The sequence below is a fragment of the Aequorivita sediminis genome, assembly GCF_032080575.2.
GTDB classification, from domain to species: Bacteria; Bacteroidota; Bacteroidia; order Flavobacteriales; family Flavobacteriaceae; genus Aequorivita; species Aequorivita sediminis.
In genome coordinates this window covers 1-16,768 of the sequence record NZ_JAVLSO020000004.1, presented here as the reverse complement: position 1 = coordinate 16,768, position 16,768 = coordinate 1, and the positions used below count along the sequence as shown (strand labels likewise).

General features: G+C 33.1%; 14 protein-coding genes and 1 riboswitch. Of the genes, 8 read left to right on the top strand and 6 right to left on the bottom strand.

Annotation, left to right across the window (positions count from 1 at the left end; all coding sequences use genetic code 11):
• The first annotated feature begins 127 nt into the window (after positions 1-127).
• A riboswitch (cobalamin riboswitch) is annotated at positions 128-359 on the top strand.
• Between the two features lie 392 nt (positions 360-751).
• The 4 genes from RT250_RS08480 (at position 752) to RT250_RS08465 (ending at position 5,733) form a co-directional block, all read left to right on the top strand.
• On the top strand, positions 752-2,044 hold the full coding sequence (locus RT250_RS08480; protein ID WP_313113960.1) for a DUF5074 domain-containing protein: 1,293 nt from the start codon (positions 752-754) through the stop codon (positions 2,042-2,044).
• A complete protein-coding gene (locus RT250_RS08475) occupies positions 2,041-3,015 on the top strand; it encodes a T9SS type A sorting domain-containing protein (protein ID WP_313113958.1) in 975 nt (324 codons plus the stop codon). Before RT250_RS08480 ends, RT250_RS08475 begins: the two co-directional genes overlap by 4 nt.
• A gap of 244 nt (positions 3,016-3,259) precedes the next feature.
• Positions 3,260-3,454 (top strand): hypothetical protein, encoded by a 195-nt coding sequence (locus tag RT250_RS08470; protein ID WP_313113955.1) that lies wholly within the window; start codon positions 3,260-3,262, stop codon positions 3,452-3,454.
• Between the two features lie 683 nt (positions 3,455-4,137).
• Positions 4,138-5,733 carry an FMN-binding glutamate synthase family protein gene (locus RT250_RS08465; protein ID WP_271393985.1) on the top strand — a complete coding sequence of 532 codons (1,596 nt, stop codon included), beginning with the start codon at positions 4,138-4,140 and terminating at the stop codon, positions 5,731-5,733.
• Positions 5,734-5,791: 58 nt separating this feature from the next.
• Here RT250_RS08465 and RT250_RS08460 read toward each other — a convergent pair whose 3' ends face one another.
• A complete protein-coding gene (locus RT250_RS08460; RefSeq protein ID WP_313113950.1) occupies positions 5,792-6,355 on the bottom strand; it encodes a response regulator in 564 nt (187 codons plus the stop codon).
• A gap of 164 nt (positions 6,356-6,519) precedes the next feature.
• Here RT250_RS08460 and RT250_RS08455 point away from each other — a divergent pair, with 164 nt between their 5' ends.
• Positions 6,520-7,962: a sensor histidine kinase gene (locus RT250_RS08455; RefSeq protein ID WP_313113947.1), complete on the top strand. Its 1,443-nt coding sequence runs from the start codon at positions 6,520-6,522 to the stop codon at positions 7,960-7,962.
• 4 nt (positions 7,963-7,966) lie between these two features.
• Entirely contained in the window at positions 7,967-8,383 is a 417-nt protein-coding gene (locus RT250_RS08450) for a response regulator (protein ID WP_313113946.1), read from the top strand.
• A 146-nt stretch (positions 8,384-8,529) separates the two neighbouring features.
• On the opposite strand, the gene RT250_RS08445 is transcribed toward RT250_RS08450, so the two are convergent.
• Positions 8,530-9,942, bottom strand: a complete 1,413-nt coding sequence (locus tag RT250_RS08445; RefSeq protein ID WP_313113944.1) for a glycosyltransferase family 2 protein — start codon at positions 9,940-9,942, stop codon at positions 8,530-8,532.
• A gap of 371 nt (positions 9,943-10,313) precedes the next feature.
• On the opposite strand from RT250_RS08445, the gene RT250_RS08440 reads away from it, so the two are divergent.
• Both RT250_RS08440 and RT250_RS08435 read left to right on the top strand, forming a co-directional pair.
• Entirely contained in the window at positions 10,314-10,787 is a 474-nt protein-coding gene (locus RT250_RS08440) for a hypothetical protein (protein WP_313113943.1), read from the top strand.
• Between the two features lie 322 nt (positions 10,788-11,109).
• Positions 11,110-11,547 carry a nucleoside deaminase gene (locus RT250_RS08435; RefSeq protein ID WP_313113941.1) on the top strand — a complete coding sequence of 146 codons (438 nt, stop codon included), beginning with the start codon at positions 11,110-11,112 and terminating at the stop codon, positions 11,545-11,547.
• 137 nt (positions 11,548-11,684) lie between these two features.
• Here the strand turns inward: RT250_RS08435 and RT250_RS08430 are convergent, their stop codons facing one another.
• The 4 genes from RT250_RS08430 to RT250_RS08415 form a co-directional block, all read right to left on the bottom strand.
• Positions 11,685-13,613 carry an OmpA family protein gene (locus tag RT250_RS08430; protein ID WP_313113938.1) on the bottom strand — a complete coding sequence of 643 codons (1,929 nt, stop codon included), beginning with the start codon at positions 13,611-13,613 and terminating at the stop codon, positions 11,685-11,687.
• A gap of 38 nt (positions 13,614-13,651) precedes the next feature.
• Positions 13,652-14,581 (bottom strand): PorP/SprF family type IX secretion system membrane protein, encoded by a 930-nt coding sequence (locus RT250_RS08425; protein WP_313113937.1) that lies wholly within the window; start codon positions 14,579-14,581, stop codon positions 13,652-13,654.
• A gap of 13 nt (positions 14,582-14,594) precedes the next feature.
• Entirely contained in the window at positions 14,595-15,836 is a 1,242-nt protein-coding gene (locus tag RT250_RS08420) for a T9SS type B sorting domain-containing protein (RefSeq protein WP_313113935.1), read from the bottom strand.
• Positions 15,837-15,967: 131 nt separating this feature from the next.
• On the bottom strand, positions 15,968-16,768 hold an 801-nt coding region (locus RT250_RS08415), incomplete at its 5' end, for a hypothetical protein (RefSeq protein WP_313113934.1).

Below are 16,768 nucleotides of genomic sequence, written 5' to 3'. Positions count from 1 at the left end.
TTAAGTGCGATAACTTATTTAACCTTCACTTTCGCTGCTTATTTCATTGGTATACATTAGGATATATAAGCCATTTTACATTTTTTAAAATCTCTTGTTTTGTAAAATTTTACAAGGAAATTTTGATTAGTTTTGCGCCACATTTGGTTTGTTGCTGAAAAATTTCAGTACAATTAAAAGGGAATCAGGAAAAGTGAATTTTGCACTTAATAAAAGCCTGAGCTGTTCCCGCAACTGTAAGCTTAGTCCCAAGATTGGGATGTCTGTAATTAAAACTTCAAAATCCACTGTTGGGGAACCAATGGGAAGGAAAATTACAGGACGCGAGCCAGGAGACCTGCCAAATGCCAAATAACTTAAAACAATGGCTTTCGGGTAAAAAGCTTCAGGTTTATGAAAGATTACTGCTGTAAACTAACTACTTGTATTACTATCTATTTTCTGAGATTCGCTCAGAGAAAAGACCTGACTGCACTTAAATATATTCTTCAGAAAATCTATCCTAAGCTGTTGTTATCACTGCTTTCAATTAGCCTAAGTTATAGAAAATATCACAACAAACATTTTCAAAATAGACACTTAGATATAATCAAATTAATCAACCTAAATGCGTTTAAAAACTTCTGTTTAAGTTTTTGTAAATCAAAGCAGATCAATAATGGTTTAATCTTGATTTGAAATTAAGTTATTGAATATGAGTAAACAAAATCTGAAATAAATTCAAATCTAAATAAATTTTAAAAAAGTGAACATGAAAAATTATTACAAAAACTTACTTACCGTAGCGGCTACATTATTATTTAGTATTTGTAGTTTTTCTCAAAACTATGAAGATGGAATATTTATCTTAAATGAAGGAATGATAGGAACTGAAACAGCTTCAGTTTCATTTCTAAATTCAAGTGGAGTATTAGAAAACAACGTTTTTTCAAATCAAAATCCGGGTATGATATTAGGGGATACTGGTCAAGGAATGGGGTTTACAGAGGATTTTGCTTATGTAGTTTTAAATTATAGTAACGAGGTTAAAGTGATGAATAGAACAACTTTTGAGATGGTGGCCAGCATCACAGACCAAATGGTTTATCCTCGAAATATTGCCTTTTCCGGTGACAATGGATATGTCACAAATTGGGGTGATCCAGGAAATAATTCCGACGATTTCGTTGCTGTTATAGATTTAACTACAAATGAAGTTACTTCAACTATTCCTGTTGCTGAAGGACCAGAAGAAATAGTTGAGAAAAATGGTGTTCTATTTGTTGCACATCAAGGAGGCTATGGTTTTGGGAATTCTATTTCAATTATTGATGCTGCTTCTAACGAGGTTACTGAGGTAGCTGTGGGCGATGTGCCTTCAGCCTTACGCGTTGACGATGACTTCCTTTATGTTCTTTGCACTGGAAGTCCAAGTTATTCAGGAAATGAAACATCTGGAAAGATTGTAAAAATTAGCCTAAACGACTATCAGAACACTACAGAATTCACATTCCCTGGTTTAGATCATCCAGAATTTCTAGGTCTAGATGCTACTGACCTTTATTACGTATTAAATAGAAATATCTACAAAATGTCATTGATGGATACTGAACTTCCAACTCAGCCATTTATTATTACATCCTCAAACAACGTTCTAATTCCCTATGGGTTTAATAAGATAGCTGATAAGTTGTATTTAACCGATGCCGTAAATTATGTGAATGATGGGAAAGTATTAGTCTATAACGAAGATGGAAGTTTTGAAACAGAATACACAGTAGGCCAATTACCAAATGGAGTATATAAATTTGAAGACCAAACAGCATCGGTGTCAGATTTTGTAGCGAAAAACATCGCGATCTACCCTAATCCTGCGACAGATGGTTTTAAGCTAAATATTAAAGGAAATGCCGAATTCTCCATTTACGACACTTTAGGAAGACTAGTAAAAGCTGGAGTTTATAGCAATGAAACAGTAAAGGTAAACGACTTAAAAGCTGGAGTTTACTTAGTGCAAATAGCTTTTGAAGGTGCTGTTTCGACAGAGAAATTAATTGTAAAATGAGAGTGATTTTTATCTTTTTTCTTATAACCACTTGTTCGCTGCAGTCGCAAAGTTATGCGCCTGCAGCCGGCCAGGTTGGATCAACTGCAATTGCAGCGGATAGTGCCCTTTTTGTTTCTTGGGCGACAGGTGTTAGTATTGAAAGAGGTTATGTAGATATTTCGAATCCGGATTATCAGGCTAACGGTAGTAATTATGCAACCTATGGAGAACCTTATAACGCGCTAGGTCCTGCAACAAATAGTGCAGTGAGCTTAGGGGATGGTGGGCAAGCCATATTAACTTTTGATAGACCCATTAAAGATGGCCCTGGCTTTGATTTTGCGGTTTTTGAAAATAGTTTTAGTGATTTTTATTTAGAATTAGCTTTTGTTGAAGTAAGCTCCAACGGAATTGATTTTTTTAGATTTCCTTCTCATAGCCAAACTCAAACAGAGATTCAAGTGGAAGGGTTTGATGAATTAGATCCTACCTATATAAATAACCTAGCAGGTAAATATCGGGCAATGTTTGGAACTCCATTCGACCTTGCGGAATTACAAGAAGATCCCCTACTTGATAAAAATAATATTACTCATATTAAGATAATAGATGTTGTGGGAAGTCTAAATTCTAATTATGCAAGTTATGATAGTCATGGAAATATTATAAACGATCCTTTTACAACCCCATTTCATTCAGGTGGGTTTGATCTGGATGCTGTAGGTGTTATAAATGAACAGCTTTTAGGTGTAGAGGAAAAAGAAAGTAAGAAGTTTCAGGTATATCCTAATCCTGCAGTTACACAACTTTTTATCAGAAACTCAAATTCTTCTCAAGCTAAAGTTTATGATATGGGTGGGCGTTTGGTTTGTTCTAAACAATTAAATAAAGATGATTTTATTGATGTTTCCAACCTTCCAAATGGGGTATATGTATTAATGTTGATTTTTAATGATACTGTTAGTCAGCATCGTTTCCTGAAACAATAAACCTGTTAATCTTGATTGAATAGGAAGCTAGATTGCTTTTTAAACCAAATGTGGAGAAATTAAATATGTGAAGTTTTGCTTAAAACACTACTTCTCGCAGCCAAATCAAAATTTGAATTGTCTATATTACATCCTTAATGTTAAGTTTATGATAATTAAGGCATAAGAAAATGTTATGTAGGGTAAATCTAATATTATTCGTGTTAATTTTATTGCCGAAATAAAAACTAATAAATTAAATGCTATGAATAGGATAGATATACTTCGCAGTACAACTGAAAGTTTGATAGCTCAATTAAACTTGCAGCTAAAGTTATCCAAAAATGAAACCCGTGATGAAAATAATAGTAAATCGAAATCTACAATAGAAGGCAGGAATAAGAAAAAAAATACAACTGTAAAAAAGAAAAAATCTAAAAATATACGATATACATTTTAATTCAATAGATTACTCTATCCCTTAGTTTAAGAAACATCTTAAATATTCTAGATATTAATAAAGCTTCTAAGAATTTGGAAGCTTTTTTTATTTTACTAAATTATACTTAATCAATTGAAGTCTGGTCCACAAATTATTTGCTAAAATTTAAGCTTTTCCTTTTGTTAATATTAATTTAAAAACTGGAGACAAAATACATCGATATATTTTGATTTATATTTTAATAATTGAGAATTGTCTTTTTATATTATCTATGGTTTTGTTGGAAACTATTGATGTTTTCTTATGAAAGTCAAGGTGAAAACATATGATTTTAACCTAACCTAATTTGTATTCAATCAATTAGGATAATTGCAAGTTAAAAGGGTGTGATTTGGTTGTTGAATAGGTATTGAATAATTAGTTTTGCTCTTTTATTCAGTTAAGTAGAAAACTTATTATTGTTGAATTAATAATTACAGTTATTTTGAAAGGAATCTAAGTGAATTAAAGTTTGCGGCATTTATTTATCAATTAAATTAATGCATTTAAAAACTCTATTTTCATATTAGTATCTTGAGAAATAAGTTGTAATTTGGTCCTTAATATTTAAAATCTACAGCTTGCTGATTATCAGAATTTTATATTTTATAAGAGCTAATATATTCTATAAAACATAGACCCAATTTCAATAAATCCCAATTATGCGTACTCAATTCTTTATATTTTCGAGTGTTTTGCTTATAATAACTTTTGCATTAGGCTACTACCTAGACCCTTCATGGTATGTGTTTTTTGTAATCGTTTTCTTATTTACTGCTTTAGGGTATTACGATGTACTTCAAACGCGGCATACAATTATGCGAAATTATCCCGTTTTCGGTCGTTTGCGTTATGTGCTTGAAGAACTTCGTCCAAAATTGTATCAATACTTTATTGAATCTGACATTGATGGTCGTCCTTTTAATAGAGTAGATCGTTCAACTGTATATCAAAGAGCAAAAGGGGTAAGAGATACTATTCCTTTTGGAACGCAATTAGACCTATATGCTGAAGGCTACGAATGGATTTGTCATTCAATAGCACCAAAGGCTTTTGATACCTTAAATAACGATCCACGTATAATGATCGGTAATAAGGATTGTACACAACCGTATTCTGCTAGTATTTTAAATATTTCTGCGATGAGTTTTGGAGCACTCAGTTCCAATGCTGTAGAAGCTTTAAACGCTGGTGCCAAAATTGGAAATTTCGCCCATAATACTGGAGAAGGAGGTTTAAGTCATTATCACTTAAAGCACGGAGGAGATTTAATCTGGCAAATTGGAACAGGTTATTTTGGTTGCCGTACCGAAGATGGTAAGTTTAACCCTGAATTATTCGCAGAAAAAGCTAAACATCCTAATGTTAAGATGATTGAGCTTAAAATTTCTCAAGGAGCAAAACCTGGGCATGGTGGAATACTTCCTGCAGAGAAAAACTCTGAGGAAATTGCTAAAATTAGACATATTAAACCTCACGTAAAAGTTGTGTCGCCACCTTACCATTCTGCGTTTGATACGCCTATGGAAATGGTTAAGTTTATTCAAAAACTAAGAGAGTTGTCGGGAGGTAAACCAGTTGGATTTAAACTGTGTATTGGCTATAAGAGTGAATTTATTGCAATCTGTCAAGCAATGGTTGAACTCGATTTGTATCCAGACTTTATTGCGGTAGATGGAGGAGAAGGAGGAACTGGAGCTGCACCCCCAGAATTTAGTAATTATGTAGGTGCACCGTTGTTAGATGGTTTAGATTTCGTTCATAACATCTTAAATGGTATGAATATTCGTAGACATATTAAGGTGATTGCTTCAGGTAAAATTACTTCTGCGTTCCATATTGCTCGTGCTATTGCTTTAGGAGCAGACGGATGTTACCAAGCGAGAGGTATGAAAATGGCTATTGGGTGTATTCAAGCTTTACTTTGTAACACCAATAAATGTCCTGTAGGTATTACTACTCAAGACCCTAAGTTAACAGTAGGTTTGGTTCCAGAAGATAAGAAAACTCGTGTTGCTAATTATCACGAAAAAACAATTAAGAATTTCGTGGAATTATTAGGAGCTACCGGTGTAGATGAAACTAGAAATCTTACACGTACTCATATTTATAGAAGAGTATCATTAAATGAAATGATTACTTACGAAGAGCTATTCCCGTCTATTAAGGAAGGTTCTATGCTAAATGGTGATATTCCTAAAAAATATCAGATGGATTTCGCTTACGCCGATAAAAACCGTTGGGGAATTCACCCATAATCGATAATAAGTTAAAGACAAAAAAGAGTCTGATTCTATTGTAGAATCAGACTCTTTTTTATTTCCTAAATAGGTTCATTATCTTGTCTAATATCGTTGGTTCTTTCTGGTTCTCTTTATCATCATCTTCATTATCATCACCAAAAGTGTATTCTCTTAAAAAGTCGCTATGAGATTTGCTAGAATCGTATTTTCGTCTCTGCCTATCTATACGGTCCATTTTATCTTGACTATTTGCTATAATAGTCTCAAATAACGGGAGTAACCTTTCATTAAGGGTATTAATAGGTTCTTTTAGAAAAAAACCTTCGGCACCACTCTTTAATAATTTATCCTTATCTCCTTCGTATTTTAAATTTCCTGTGATAACTACTATTGGAATATTGTCGTTATAATTTTTAGAAATTCTAATTACATCAAATGCATTCATTCCTATAAGTTTAAAGTCGGTGATAACCATATCTGGAATGTATGTTTTTAAAGCATTTATTAAACTTATCTCGCTATCTACAAATCGAATTTCAGGATTTACTGAAATTTTTTTAAGCTGTCGTTGAAGTAAAAAAGTATCTGATACTAAATCTTCAACTATCAAAAAATTCATATTATCAGGTAAAGCCATCTTGGATAGGTTGTGGTTAGACTAGTAAATTTATCTAATTATTTTGTCATTTTATACTTTCGGTGGATTAATTGAAATTATTTTTTGGATTATTGTCATGTAAATCTAGTTCATTACCTTTGAAAGGATAGCTGTATTTTTTTTACAACTTATACCATTTGCCTATGAAAAGAATCAGAAAAGTTGGTTTAACTAACTTTATATTACTAGTCTCTTCACTAATTCTTGTGATTATTTTAATAGGATTTTCATTTATGCAAAATGCTGATTCTGCCGATGAAATTGCTGAAAGTTGGAAGGTAAAAAACAATATTGATCAAATTTCTTCAACAATATCTAAAATGGAGAGCTTTGGCTTAACCTATAGATACACTAATAATATTAAGTATAAAGAAGAATTCAGGTTAGCTGAAAAAGAATACGACACATTATTAAAATCGTTAAGATATTTAGTTCGTGAAACAGAACAACAAGTAAATCGGGTAAATACGATTGAGGCTAAAATGGATTCTAACCTTAAATTGTTGGACAGTATTTTATTAAATCCAACTTCTAATTTATCTTCAATTGAGAATGATAATCATCGAGATGTTCATTTTAATGATGATGTAGCATTAATTTTGAAAGATATGTTAATAACTGCTGATGTTATTCTTGATAAACGAATTAGAAAGTTTACTACTTGGAAGCTTATAATTCTAGCAGGTTTGGGGGTTGCTACTATCATAGTTTTCCTTAGTCTGTTTAACTTAATAAAAAAGATTAGACCTTTAATAGAAGAGCTTCTCCAAACACAGTCCGATTTAGAACGTTCAAATAAAAACTTACAACACACTTTAAAAGATTTAAAAATTTCTAATGCCGAAAAGCAAAAGGAAATTAAAGCAAAAGAAAAGGCTATAGAAGAGGCAGATAAATTAAATGAATCTCTTATCGTAAAAAATCAACAATTAGATCATTTTGCCTACGTAGCTTCTCACGACTTGCAAGAACCATTACGTACGGTTTCAAACTACTTAGAAATATTTCAAGAAGATTTCCCGGAACGAGTAAAAGGGGAAGCTGTAATGTATTTTAACTTCATAAATAGGGCAGTAGAACGAATGCGAAACCTTATTAGCGGACTCCTTTCTTTTTCCAGAATTGGTACAAGCGGTCAGATGGAGGAAGTGAACTTAAATGAAACATTAGAAAAAATTAAAGATGATTTCGCTGTAGTAATTGAAGAACGTGGAATTGTAATAGAGCACGACCATTTACCAACAATAACAGGGTACAGAATTGAGATAAAACAATTATTTCAAAATCTTATTTCTAATGCTATAAAATTCACCAAACCAGAGGTAAAACCTAACATTAAGATATCTTTCGACGAAACAGATAACTATTTCAATTTTCATATAAAGGATAATGGAATTGGTATTCCTGAGAAAGATTTTACTAAGGTTTTCGATATGTTTAGCAGGCTTAATAGCAATAAAGACTATGAAGGTCAGGGGATAGGATTAGCATTTTGTCAGAAAATAGTCGAACTTCATTTGGGTAACATTTGGGTAAGTTCTACTTTTGGAGTTGGTACCACTGTTCATTTTACTTTAAAAAAATAACTATATGAAAAAATTAAAGAATGTATTGCTTATTGACGATTCGGAAAGTGATAATTTCTATCACGCTCGAAAAATTAAGAAAATGGGGATAAGTGATAATATTCATATATGCTATAGCGGACAAGAAGCCTTAACATATTTGAAAAGTGAATTAGACGGAAAACACCCTCAGCCCACATTAATATTTTTGGATATCAATATGCCAGGAATGAATGGATGGGAGTTTTTGGAAGAGTATGAAAAACTTTCGGTGTCTCAGCAAGGAGAAGTTGTGCTTACAATGCTAAGTAACTCTATAGACGAAAGAGATCAATCTAGAGCTAAGGAATTTAAGAGTGTACATGGTTTTTATAATAAGCCTCTTAGTGAAGATTACCTTAAAACTATAATAGATAACTATCTAAAAAAATACCTTATCTAATCGAAGTTTATCGGGTAAAATTGTAACGGTTCCTAGCATCATTAATTTCCAATTCTTCAAATACAGCCATAAAAAAAGGCCAGCACATAAATAGTTGGTCAATTGGGTGCTGGCCAGAAATCCTTTCGGATCTAAATTTATAACTGTTATCCTCGCGTTAACCAGCCTCTTTTGCTAGCTGTAGCGATTGCGTAAGGAGTAATCCAGAATAATGCAAAAGTGTATAATATGCTATATGAATACGCCCAAAATGATTCTGATACATTGTATCGTTTAGCATAAAACAGCATCGGGAAACTTGAAAATATAAGAATTCCGAATAGCGTAGAGCTAAAGAACAATATAGGATGTGTTGCGATAAAGAATAGCATAAACAGAATAAATGGATAGCTCATTATAATCTTCAACGATTGACTTATAAATAATAATCGTATTCCAGATTTTGATTCTTCCCTGAAGTTTGTAAAAACATATTTAGACATTTCAATGTTTTCGCGCACATTACTACGACCCCATCTAATGAACATTTTATATAGTCCCTTATAACTTTCAGGTACGTTAGTATAAGCATAAGCATTACGCTGAAATAACACTTTATTACCTTGTTTTAATATCATATTAGTCATAGCTCTATCTTCGCCTATATCTGATGGTTTCCCCATAAATGTTTGGTTTATCCATTCAGGAAGTACAGCAAAAACAGCACTTCGGCGGTAGGCAGCTAATGCTCCTGGAGTACATAATACTGAGTTAAGACTGCTTTCTGCGGAACGTACAAATTCAAAACTAAGTACGAAACTCACATCCAGCATTTTTGGTAAAAGCGCTTTTTTATTGTTTAATACTCGAATGTTTCCAGCTACTGCACCGCATTTTTCATCCAGAATAAATGGGCTAACCAAATTTCTTAAAGTATCTTCATTTACAACAGAATCGCTATCCACTGTTACAAAAACTTCTCCAGTGCCAATGTTGAATCCACGATAAAGCGCGTGACGTTTACCTTTGTTTTTAGGTTGTTGAAATATAGTAACGCTATCTCCTAATTCTTTTTTGGCTTGTTGCATCCAATGCCAGGTATCATCTTTACTCCCGTCATCAATAGCTAATAATTGTAGTTTTTCTGATGGGTAGTCACTGTTGGCTAGACTTCTTAATGTTTCCCACACTTGTTTCCCTTCATTGTAAGCAGGAACTATTACTGTACAAGTAGGCAATTCCTCGTCACTTACAGAGGCTATAGGTTTATATTTAAAATATCTTACAAGGGTATAAACAAAGAACCCAGCTTTAAAAACTAAAAGAGCAGTGGCCATAACTAAAAATACATAACCAAGGGTTGAGCTCATACGTTCTTCACGAAAATTGGCAAAGTCTGTGTCTAAATAGAAAAATAGATAGGTTGCAATAAAAATTAATAAAAAAGTACTAGCTAGCACAAATACCCCCCAAGGGTTTGTACGTGAAACCGACTTGTTTTGACTTTTGAAATTTGTAGCTATCTGTTCTGTAGATTTATCTAAATGATTTCCAGAAGTGTCTTGTGTGTTGTTGTTCATTTTAAATCCTTAATTGATTTTTATTCGCTTTTGAAAATTGTTTATCAATTCGAGGAAGTGTTTAACAACTGTTGTGCCGAGTGAGGTTTGTTAGGTTTTATTAAGCTTTTGAGGATTTACAGCTACAAAAAGTGTATAGATTTTATACAGTTGGATATACAATTATACAGTTTGGATAGTAAGTGAGTCTATATTGTGTATGTTTTTGTTGAGTTTTTTAGTATGGAAGAATAATTGCTATAATTACAACTTTAGGAAACTAGTTAAAATCTAAATGTTTCGTAAGTTAGTTTTATTTTGTTCGTTTTTTCAATCCTTGGAAAAACGAACAATTTTAATGTTTAAGAGAAAAATAACTTTAAAAAATAACTATGAATACCATTAAAAGCCTGTCATTAATCACTTTATTAGCGCTGTTTACAGCCTGTGGCGTAACGAAAACTGATACCAACACAAATTCTAATTCCAATCGAGTTGAAGCTACTAAAAGAGGAAGAGCAAATACTGATATACCAGTTAAAAGTGATAGATCGAATAAAAGTCAACAGCTATCTACAGAAACTCCTAACAAAGAATTATCAAGTAAACAGATTGAGGAAGCTGCTAAGGCTAGAAATCAAAAAATGTTTGTAGACCTCGCTATGACGGAGGAGCAAGTAAATAGGTTTAATAGTGAATGGAATAGAACCTTGCAAAGTTGGAATAAAAACAACCGTAACAGAGTAATGAATAGTTTTGAGCGAACCGAACTTCAAGACAATATTTTAAGCAAAATATTAAGCGAAACCCAGTTTAAAAATTACCGAATTTATGCACGTGAAAATGCAGGAAGTCGGTTAGATTAATTCAATTTGATAAGGGTTTTATATTGAATTTTTATAGCTAGTGATAAGATGTAAATACTTGATAAGTACGTGGCTATACGTATTGTTTTAATGACTTAGAACATGTTACTTTGATACAAGTATATTATAGTGGGGTATAATATTAATAATATTTACCTCACAGTATTTATACAATTGACTTTCCTGTCAAAATTTAGCTTCAGAAATTTCTGATTTAAATATTAAAATCCCCTTGTTGTAGCATTTCAACATATTTTGGTTTTGATTAAAACCGAGCTTTTGAGTATGAAATTTATTAACTTAAAAAGTTTGAATATTAATTATGGATACATTTTTTTCAGAAGCTTTAAAAGAAGCAGAGATAGGTATAGCAGAGGGAGGAATTCCTGTTGGAGCTGTTTTGGTGCATAATGGAGAAATTATTGGACGCGGACATAATAAAAGAGTTCAAAAAGGCAGTCCTATTATACATGCCGAAATGGATGCCATTGAAAATGCTGGCCGACAATCTGTGTCAATTTATAAAGAAAGTGTTCTATATACCACTTTATCTCCTTGTCCGATGTGTGCTGGGGCGATTTTACATTATGGTATTCCAAAGGTTGTTATTGGTGAAAACACCAATTATCTAGGTGCGGAGGATATGTTGATAGAAAATGGAGTTTCGGTGATTGTGCTTAACGATAAAAGGTGTAAGCAACTAGTAGATTATTTCATTTCTGAAAATCCTGAGCTTTGGAATGAGGATGTGGGGGCGTGATCCTGAATTACTTTATTTTATTATTTGAAGAGACTAAAACGTGTAATAGAATTAAATAGTTATTTAATTCTATAAAAAAACCAAGAGATTATTGTTAAACACTTGGTTTTAAATTTAACTGCTTTTATATAAAACTCTTATTCCATAATAATAAACTCCGATCTTCTATTTTTCTGGTGTTCGGCTTCCGAGCATTTTACAGCGTTACTACAATTATTTATTAATTCACTTTCACCTAGTCCCTCAGATTTTAATCGGCTTGAGTCTATTCCTTTTGATACAATATAGTCCATCGTAGATGTTGCACGTCTTTGAGACAAGGCTTTATTATAAGCATTACTTCCGCGGCTGTCAGTGTGCGCACGTATTTTCAGTTTTAGTTGAGGATACTCATTAAGAACAGCGACAATCTTCTCTAATTCTACTTGAGCGTCAGTACGAATGTTAGCCTTGTCAAAATCAAAATAAATCATAGGAATATTAAGTACCTTAGCTAAATCTGTGTCTGATATGAGTTGTTCTTTATTTTTTTGCAATTGGAAATCTACCGATTGTGACTCTAGACCTGGAGTTGAACTTTTTTCATCGGTATCATAGTTTTGATGACTTGCACGAATGGTATATTTATGAAACTTATTTATCTCGGTTATAAAATACCCACTCGCATCGGTTGTTAGCGTAGTATAGGAATTACCATCAGAATCTTTAAACGTAATAGTTGCACTTTCAATAGGCTCTTCAGTTTGTTTGTCGGTAACATTACCATCAATTGTCGCTTTATATACATCAATAATGGGTGCGGTTTCTAAAAAGGAATATATATTGTCATAAACAAAAGAACCTTTAGTTTGAGTTCGATTTGAACTCACAAAACCTCTTTTTGTGGTTGAATCTATTCCGAAAGCAAAATCATCTGCATAGGAATTTACAGGGGCACCAACATTAAGAACATTTCCATAACCTTTATCCTTAATTTTCACATAAAATACATCCATGCCTCCCAGTCCAAAATGGCCATCCGAAGAAAAATATAGTTCATTTTCTTGTGATATAAATGGAAAGGTTTCTTTTCCTGCCGTATTTATTTTAGATCCTAGATTTACAGCTTCACCTATGCTGCCATCTTCCTTAATTGAAGCCACGTAAATATCAGAACTGCCATAGCTACCAGGGCGATCGGAAGAGAAATATAATTTAGTTTCATCTGGACTTAAAGCAGGATGAGCTGAAGAATAAAGGTCACTATTAAATGGAAGTTCTTCGGGTTCTAACCACTTTTCGTCTTGTTTTTTAACTCTGTATATTTTTAGCTTTTGGTTGTTGTCTTTGTTGTCGGCTGTTAGGTTGTTACGCGTTAAATACATCGTATTACCATCCTTGGTAAACACAGGAGAAGATTCGTGAAACTGACTGTTAAGTTTGCCTTTAATTTTACTAGGTTTTCCTGAAGGTATATTTTCTTCATTAATTTCAATCTGATATAACGATAGGAAGCTTAGGCCATCCCAAGCACTTTTTCTATTTAAAAATGATTGTGTGCTAGAGGTAGAAGCATAAATCAGAGTATTATCAACTTTTGTGTGCCCAAATGAAATTTTGTCTTCATCGTAAAGAGCTGCGATAGGTTGTAATTCATATCTACCAGAATTTTGTGCTATTAATGATGGATAGTCAATTGTTTTATTTGCAGTAGCTTTACTTTTATCCAAGTAGTTATTGTAAACCTCTTTTGCTTTTGTATCGTTAGCGGTGGCTTTCAATGTTTGTGAATAACGCAACAAAATTGACGGCTCTTGGACTGCGTTAAGATTGAATAAACGATTATACCATTTTAAAGCCTCGTCGTATTGTGCATTAAAATAATAAGAATTTCCGAGCTTTGTAAATAACTCTTCAGATTCATATCCTTTTTCAGCGACAGCTAAATATATTTTCTGAGCATCCACATAATTGTATTGCTCATATTTTTCATCAGCTTTTTTTAGCTTTTGTTCTTGGGCATTACTGCTTAATGCAAGGCCCAAGAAACAAGCTAAAATTAGGGATAAAGTAATGTTATTTTTCATCTGTCTATTATTGTTTTAGTGCTATTACTTCATTTAGTCTAGAAGAATCTTGGGTTTAACTTTGTATTTACTTTAGTACCTAACTCAAATCGTAAAAATATTTCGTGAGAACCATCGTTGTACCTTCCAAGTGGTGTAGTGTCATAATCATAAGCATAGCCTATCATTATGTTGTCGTTTACTTGAAAACCAGCCAAGCCACTTACTGCGGCATCAAACCTATAGGCCAAACCAAATGTTACACGCTCATAAAGTAATGCGTTAGCAGAAACATCTATAGCAAGAGGAGCGCCTACAACCGCTTTAGCCATAAACGCAGGTTTCAGTTTAAGGTTTGGGTTCATCGTAAAAACATAACCTCCTGTAAAGTAAAAATGTGCTTTCTCGGTAGCAGTTGAAACCTTCACATCGTCATAGTGTTCTGTTTCTAATAGATTAGGAGAAGATAAGCCTAAATACCAATTATCGGTATGAAGAAATAATCCAGCACCAACAACAGGTGAACTATAGTTTTTTTGCGTCAAGTCGTAATCATTAGGGTCGTAAATAAGTAATTTGTTTGGGTCTATATCAAGTAATGAGAGACCTCCTTTAACTCCAAAAGATAGTTTTGCAGCATCTGATACATTTATTGTATATGAAAAATCTGCAGTTATGACACTTTCTGTAGAAGGTCCAATTTTATCACTACTAAAACCAAGTCCGAGTCCGATGCCTTGAATACCGATAGGGGAGTGAGCTGTAAAGTTTAAAGTTTCAGGTGCACCGTCTAAACCTACCCATTGATTTCGGTAAATTCCAATCATACTTAATGATCCACGATTTCCGGCATAAGCAGGATTTATGCTTACGCCATTATACATATATTGGGTAAACTGTGAATCTTGCTGAGCCTGCATTTGCTGTGAAGCCGAAAACATACATGCCAGTAAAACGAAAACAAATATTTTTGATATATTAATATTCATAGAATTTTTCTTATTAGTTTCCACTTAGGTATAAATAACCTGCTTGCTTGTGTCTATTATTTTCTGAAGGATTACCGTATTGATAATCTAAAATGTAATAATAGGTTCCGGTAGGTAACTGCTTATCTCCATCAACAGTTAATCTACCTGTTGAAAAGCCATCAAAAACATTTCCATTAACCCCGTAATTGTCAGATTCGAAGACTTTTATCCCCCAACGGTTAAAAATTTGTACATTAAGGTCATTTGCACATTCATTATTTGATGTGTCAATTAAGAAGTAATCGTTTTTACCATCACCATTTGGAGTAACAGCATTATATACGGTAATATGACACGGTAAAACTTCTCCAGTATTTAAGCGGCCAAAGGTCACTACTCCATAACCTTTTACAGCTGTAGTAACTGTTTTATTATCGATATCTATAACGCCACCTTCATCTACCCACATATTAGTTTCCTCATTCCATCGCACTATTGTTAAAGCTTCTTGTGAAGCTGCATCAATCATGGATTGTGGAGTTGTTTCTTCTCGCCACGAAAGTGTAATTAGCATATCTTCTTCTGCAGCAGAATCCTTGTTAATAGTCCAATATTCTTGATTGTCAATTTCCTCAATTACACCTGCTTTTAATTCATGAGAGAACATTGGGTTGGAGTTTTCAAAGTGAAATTTCCCTTCAAAAATCCCACCCGAATTAGCAGGAGCAGAAATGCCAGCAAAACGATAATACCCACCATCACCAATAGGAAAGGTAAAAGCTTTATTCCCGAACTTAGTTACAGGTCCATCAATATGGCTGTAATCGGATGTATTGATATGAAAAGCATCAGTATTAAATGTAATCGCACCACCAAAGTTATCGTTGTCTAAAATTCCATTAAATAAGTCAGCTTCTCCACTTATGTTTACATCTCCTGAAATTTGAAATGGAACTGAATTACTAGTATTGTTAAAATACACATTGTAGAGATAACTTACTTTGGATCCGCTAATAGATTGAACAGCACTTCCAATAAACCTAGTTAATCCTGTATTTTGATAGAAATCTACATGTCCGTCATTGTGAAAGTGACTATAGATAAATGCATCACCATCATTAAAAAACGCCCCCGTTTCTAAATTGTTAAAACGCTCTACCGTCGAAAACTCTGTGCCTTCACTTACGTAAAGCATCCCTTCATTACTTGTTTGTGCAAGTGTTGTGAAGGTTAAGAGTAGCAAAACAATTATATGTGATAAAAATATTCTCATAGTTTAATGCTATTTATATTTAGAATGCTTTTCAGTACTTTTTTTTACAATTCAATAAGACTAAGAGCCAATAATTTTTAAAAAGAGCTTAAATACCAATTCAAACTAAACTGCTATTTATATCTTATTAATTACTTTACTTGATGTATTGAAAAATAAGTTTGTGAACTACTTAATACAGATAAAGTGAGTAATGGTGACTTTAAGCCAAACGTAATTTTATCTCCAGCTTTTAGCTTTACTAAAGTTTGTGTAGATCTAGTAGGTGGAGATACATTTATGTTTGTTAGTACTAATTCTATGTTTATACTTAAATACTCCTCCTTAGCAAGTAATGAAATATTATTAGTGGCACCATCAATTTTAAATATAGCTACTCCCATATCTGCAGCCGTAAGTAAACCTGTAAAATCAGATTGAATTGATATATCGTAAATTCCATCCTGTGGGGCTACAAACTCTCCTGTGGAAATATTATAATCATTGTTCTCGTCGAATTGACGTCCACTTGCCGAAAAACTAGCTCGTTTATAGCCATCTAGTAAAGTAAGATTTAATATTGAAAAACCTGTGGAAGCTCTATAACTTAAAAATGACTTAAGAGGTTGTCCGTAAATTGCAATTATTTCATTGTAAATATCGCCCTGGTTTTGAATGTTGGTCACCACGTCGTTAATTACATCAACTGTAATGCTATCGCCATTGGCGTTGGTAAAGACGTAGGTGCCATCTCCGTTGTCCTGCATGCTTGTAGTGTTGGCGTTGAAGATAACTTCAGTACCATCTACCGCTGTATGCTTAAAAGTTCCATCTCCTAAGTCTTCAAAAACATCAGTCCCTGAGGCAGCGATAATGTTTATGATTTCATCGTAGATATCGCCCTGGTTTTGAATGTTTGTCACCACATCGTTAATTACATCAACTGTAATGCT

Bases quoted from the DNA above. Each gene is read 5' to 3' on its own strand.
- RT250_RS08430 (WP_313113938.1), bottom strand. From the start codon at position 13,613: ATGAAAAATAACATTACTTTATCCCTAATTTTAGCTTGTTTCTTGGGC.
- RT250_RS08465 (WP_271393985.1), top strand. From the start codon at position 4,138: ATGCGTACTCAATTCTTTATATTTTCGAGTGTTTTGCTTATAATAACT.
- RT250_RS08455 (WP_313113947.1), top strand. From the start codon at position 6,520: ATGAAAAGAATCAGAAAAGTTGGTTTAACTAACTTTATATTACTAGTC.
- RT250_RS08460 (WP_313113950.1), bottom strand. From the start codon at position 6,355: ATGGCTTTACCTGATAATATGAATTTTTTGATAGTTGAAGATTTAGTA.
- RT250_RS08480 (WP_313113960.1), top strand. From the start codon at position 752: ATGAAAAATTATTACAAAAACTTACTTACCGTAGCGGCTACATTATTA.
- RT250_RS08470 (WP_313113955.1), top strand. From the start codon at position 3,260: ATGAATAGGATAGATATACTTCGCAGTACAACTGAAAGTTTGATAGCT.
- RT250_RS08440 (WP_313113943.1), top strand. From the start codon at position 10,314: ATGAATACCATTAAAAGCCTGTCATTAATCACTTTATTAGCGCTGTTT.
- RT250_RS08450 (WP_313113946.1), top strand. From the start codon at position 7,967: ATGAAAAAATTAAAGAATGTATTGCTTATTGACGATTCGGAAAGTGAT.
- RT250_RS08445 (WP_313113944.1), bottom strand. From the start codon at position 9,942: ATGAACAACAACACACAAGACACTTCTGGAAATCATTTAGATAAATCT.
- RT250_RS08420 (WP_313113935.1), bottom strand. From the start codon at position 15,836: ATGAGAATATTTTTATCACATATAATTGTTTTGCTACTCTTAACCTTC.
- RT250_RS08435 (WP_313113941.1), top strand. From the start codon at position 11,110: ATGGATACATTTTTTTCAGAAGCTTTAAAAGAAGCAGAGATAGGTATA.
- RT250_RS08425 (WP_313113937.1), bottom strand. From the start codon at position 14,581: ATGAATATTAATATATCAAAAATATTTGTTTTCGTTTTACTGGCATGT.
- RT250_RS08475 (WP_313113958.1), top strand. From the start codon at position 2,041: ATGAGAGTGATTTTTATCTTTTTTCTTATAACCACTTGTTCGCTGCAG.